This is a genomic window from Pseudodesulfovibrio karagichevae (genome assembly GCF_041414475.1).
In the GTDB taxonomy this organism is placed as follows: Bacteria; Desulfobacterota; Desulfovibrionia; order Desulfovibrionales; family Desulfovibrionaceae; genus Pseudodesulfovibrio; species Pseudodesulfovibrio karagichevae.
The window spans coordinates 1-3903 of sequence record NZ_JBGLYH010000117.1 but is presented as its reverse complement, the minus strand read 5'-3'; the positions used below and the strand labels follow the sequence as shown (position 1 = coordinate 3903).

Below are 3903 nucleotides of genomic sequence, written 5' to 3'. Positions count from 1 at the left end.
GGAAGGGGAGGAAAACCCTTTGAAAAGGGTTCTTTCCTCCCCTTCCCCCAGACCCCCATCCCCTCCTTTTCCCAAACTTTTTTGCGCCGCTGTGCGGAAGGGGTGAGTTTGGGGGAGCGTCTTACTGTTCCTCCGGCCAAAACGCCCGACAGCCCCGGGCACATACGGCGATCGCCACGGGTCGTTATAATAATTGCAAACAGCTTTAGGGGGCGTTGTCTTAAGAATAGGCGCATGGCAAACAGCGCCTACCCCGGCGTTGCCGCACCGTGCGGCGCGCCCCAGCCTTCGGCCCTGGAGGTCCGATGCAGCGTCTGTCTGCCATACTGCTCACGCTTTGCTGCCTGGCCCTTGCCGCCACAGGCTGCTCTTCGGAACCGCCCGGCGAGGCGCACCCGGTGAACCCCCGTGGCAAGCCCATGACCCTGACCTTCAACGGCGGCCCGCGCGGCGGCACATTCAACCAATTCGCCAACAAGATGGCCGCGCTCATCTCCGAGGACGTGCCCAACCTGGACGTCCTGGCCAGACAGTCCGCCGGCTCGGTGTCCAACCTGCTGGCCCTGTGCGCGGGCGAGGCGGACATGGCCATCGTCAACGCGGGCGACGCCTTCCTGGGGCGCACCGGCAAGCTGCGCTGCGTGGACAAGAAATACGTCGAAATCCAGGCCCTGGCCTTCCTTTACGGGTCTCCGGCCCAGCTGGTGGTCCGCGCGGACTCGAACATCCACACCGGCCTGGACCTGCGGGGCAAGGTCATCGCCGTGGGCAACCCCGGCTCGGGCGCGGCCCTGTCCGCCGAGCGATTCTTCCGGCACCTCGAGCTCTGGACCCGATTCGAACACCGACCCGTGGGCTACGCCGAGGCCGCCGCCGACTTCGCAGCCGGAGAGGTGGACGGCTTCTGGATCCTGGCGGGCGCTCCCACCGCCGCCGTCATCGAGGCGGCCGCCGCCGTCCCGGTGCGGATCCTGAACCTGCATGAAACGGCTACGGCCTCCGGGTTCTACCGGCTCTACCCCTTCTATTCGCATGCGACCATCCCGGCCGGGACCTATCCGGGCCAGACCGAACCCGTAAGCACCTTCCAGGACGCGGCCCTGTGGTGCGCCCGCCCGGGCCTGGACAACCGGACCGTGTACGACAGCCTCCAGGCCGTGTTCTCCGCCCGGCGCATGGAAGAATTGCGCCGCATGCACACCGCAGCCGGGTCACTGAGCCTGCAAACCGGCATCGACAACCTGTCCATCCCCCTGCACCCCGGCGCGGTCCACTTCTGGTCCGAGCACCAACTCAAGATTCCGGCCATCCTGATGCCCTAGGGGCACCCTTTGCCGCCTTCCCCTGGCGGCAAATCGGTCCAACCCGTTGATTTGATTGACCGCTCAACCAGTCAACCGTGAATCGCCCGCAATGCGTTGCCGTGCAAGGATAAATACTGCTTGACTGAAATTGAAAAACCCTCGTACGAATGGTCATCTGTATTGCGGTCACACCAGTCTGTCGGGAGGTTGTCAGCCGCGGGCCGCGCCGGTCCGCGCACCACTTTTCCGCTCTTCAACGACTGGGCCATAACTGAATCAAGGGAGGCCTGATCATGGCACTGTTCACCAAGGAAGAAGCGCTCAACTACCACTCCAGCAAACGCAAGGGCAAGCTGGAGGTCATCTCCATCAAGCCGTGCAGGAACCAGAAGGACCTGTCCATGGCCTACAGCCCCGGCGTTGCCGAGGCCTGCCGCGCCATCCACGCGGACACCGAAAAGGTCTACGACTACACCAACAAAGGCAACCTGGTGGCGGTCGTGTCCAACGGCACCGCCGTGCTCGGCCTGGGCAACATCGGTCCCGAGGCGGGCAAGCCGGTCATGGAGGGCAAGGGCGTTCTGTTCAAGATATTCTCCGACATCGACGTCTACGACCTGAACATCAGCGCCAAGACCCCCGATGAAGTGGTCGCCTTCTGCAAGCTCCTGGAGCCCACCTTCGGCGGCATCAACCTGGAGGACATCAAGGCCCCCGAGTGCTTCGAGATCGAGACCCGGCTCAAGGCCGAGATGGGCATCCCGGTCTTCCACGACGACCAGCACGGCACGGCCATCATCTCGGCGGCCGGCATCATGAACGCGCTGGAAATCTCCGGCAAGAAGATCGACGAGATCAAGATCGTGGTCTCGGGCGCGGGCGCGGCGGCCATCGCCTGCTCCAACCTCTACGTGCACATGGGCGTCAAGCGCGAGAACATCTTCATGTTCGACTCGCGCGGCCTGATCCACGCCGGGCGCGAGGGGTTGAACGAGTTCAAGAAGGCCTACGCCCAGGCCGAGGACAAGGGCTCCCTGGCCGACTGCATGGTCGGGGTCGACATGTTCCTGGGGTTGTCCGTCAAGGACGCCATCAGCCAGGACATGGTCAAGACCATGGCCGACAACGCCATCATCTTCGCCTGCGCCAACCCGGACCCGGAGATCACCTACGACGCGGTCAAGGAAGTGCGCCCGGACATCATCATGGGCACCGGCCGGTCCGACTTCCCGAACCAGGTCAACAACGTGCTCGGCTTCCCGTTCATCTTCCGCGGCGCGCTCGACTGCCGGGCCAAGACCATCAACGAGGAGATGAAGATCGCCGCCGCCGACGCCCTGGCCCGCCTGGCCAAGGAGCCGGTCTCCCAGGACATCTGCGACGCCTTCGGCGTGGACAAGCTCGAATTCGGCATCGACTACATCATCCCCAAACCGCTTGACCCGCGCGTCCTGACCTGGCTGGCCCCGGCCGTGGCCAAGGCCGCCATGGACACCGGCGTGGCCCAGATCCAGCTGGACCTCGACCAGTACGCCAAGGACCTCGAAGCCCGCATGAAGGCCTCCAAGGCCCGCACCAAGCTGGTGGTCGACTCCTTCGGGTACGACATCTAGTTGAAACGACGATACGCATTAGAAGGCCGGGCACATTGCCCGGCCTTTTTTTGTGGATATGTGATGCCGTTGCGCGGGGGGACGTTGTCATCTATGCTTTGCAGATGGACGAAACCACCATTCAAGAACTACGTGCGCTGGCCGAAAAAAACGGCATCGACCCGGACCAACTGTTGGAGATCGCCGAGGCCGACGGGCTGCCCGAGGAGCTGAGCGCGGCCATGGCCGAGGTGCTCGGCGACCTGACAATTTTCGGCCAGTCCCTGGATGAAAAGGACGGCTGAACGTGCCCCGGCTGTTTATCGGCATAGGGTTGCCGGTGGCTTACCGACAAGCACTCAACCCTCTGATAAAATCGCTTTCCAGGCTTACCGATGCCAGTGTCAACTGGTCCAGGCTCGACACCTGGCACCTGACCCTGAAGTTCCTCGGCGAGACGGACGAGGCGCGTATTCCGGCCTTGAAAGCGGCCCTGGCCGCCGTCGATTTCGCCCCCTTCACCCTGCGCGCCGGAGGCGCGGGCGCGTTCCCGGAAGCGAGACGCCCGAAGGTCCTCTGGCTCGGCCTGGCCGAGGGCGGCGAGCAGGCAGCAACCCTAGCCGGGGCCATCGAAGATGGACTGGCCGCCATCGGCATCCCCCGCGAAAAGAAACCCTTCCGCCCGCACCTGACGCTCGGTCGAATACGCAGGCCCTCCCCCGGCGACTGGTCCCCGGTCCTCGACGCGGCGGCCGCCCACCCATGGCCGCCCTTCACCGTAACCCGCTTCACCCTCTGGCAAAGCACCCTCACCCCCGAGGGAGCCATCCACACCCCCTTGGCCGAATTCCCCGCCCGATAATTCAACCACAGCTTTAACAAATACCAAAAAGTACGCATCCCCACGGACGCGCGCTCCTGCCGAAGGCACCCAAAAAGTTTAGGAAGGAAGAGGGGATGGGGGTCCGGGGGAAGGGGAGAAGGGAACCCTTTTCTCAAAGGGTTCC

At 64.0% G+C, this 3903-nt stretch carries 4 protein-coding genes; all 4 read left to right on the top strand.

Going from position 1 to position 3903, the window contains the following annotated elements; genetic code table 11:
- The first annotated feature begins 305 nt into the window (after nucleotides 1-305).
- The 4 genes from AB6M95_RS19480 to thpR all read left to right on the top strand — a co-directional run bounded on the left by AB6M95_RS19480 (nucleotide 306) and on the right by thpR (nucleotide 3758).
- A complete protein-coding gene (locus AB6M95_RS19480; protein WP_371388406.1) occupies nucleotides 306-1322 on the top strand; it encodes a TAXI family TRAP transporter solute-binding subunit in 1017 nt (338 codons plus the stop codon).
- Between the two features lie 275 nt (nucleotides 1323-1597).
- Nucleotides 1598-2917, top strand: coding sequence for a malic enzyme-like NAD(P)-binding protein (locus AB6M95_RS19475; protein ID WP_371388405.1), 1320 nt, complete (start codon nucleotides 1598-1600; stop codon nucleotides 2915-2917).
- A gap of 98 nt (nucleotides 2918-3015) precedes the next feature.
- Nucleotides 3016-3201 (top strand): hypothetical protein, encoded by a 186-nt coding sequence (locus AB6M95_RS19470; protein WP_371388404.1) that lies wholly within the window; start codon nucleotides 3016-3018, stop codon nucleotides 3199-3201.
- A gap of 2 nt (nucleotides 3202-3203) precedes the next feature.
- Nucleotides 3204-3758: an RNA 2',3'-cyclic phosphodiesterase gene (thpR, locus tag AB6M95_RS19465; protein ID WP_371388403.1), complete on the top strand. Its 555-nt coding sequence runs from the start codon at nucleotides 3204-3206 to the stop codon at nucleotides 3756-3758.
- The last annotated feature ends 145 nt before the right edge of the window (nucleotides 3759-3903 follow it).

What these genes read in the sequence shown, in the direction of transcription:
- AB6M95_RS19475 (WP_371388405.1), top strand. Translation starts at nt 1,598, where the DNA reads ATGGCACTGTTCACCAAGGAAGAAGCGCTCAACTACCACTCCAGCAAA.
- AB6M95_RS19480 (WP_371388406.1), top strand. Translation starts at nt 306, where the DNA reads ATGCAGCGTCTGTCTGCCATACTGCTCACGCTTTGCTGCCTGGCCCTT.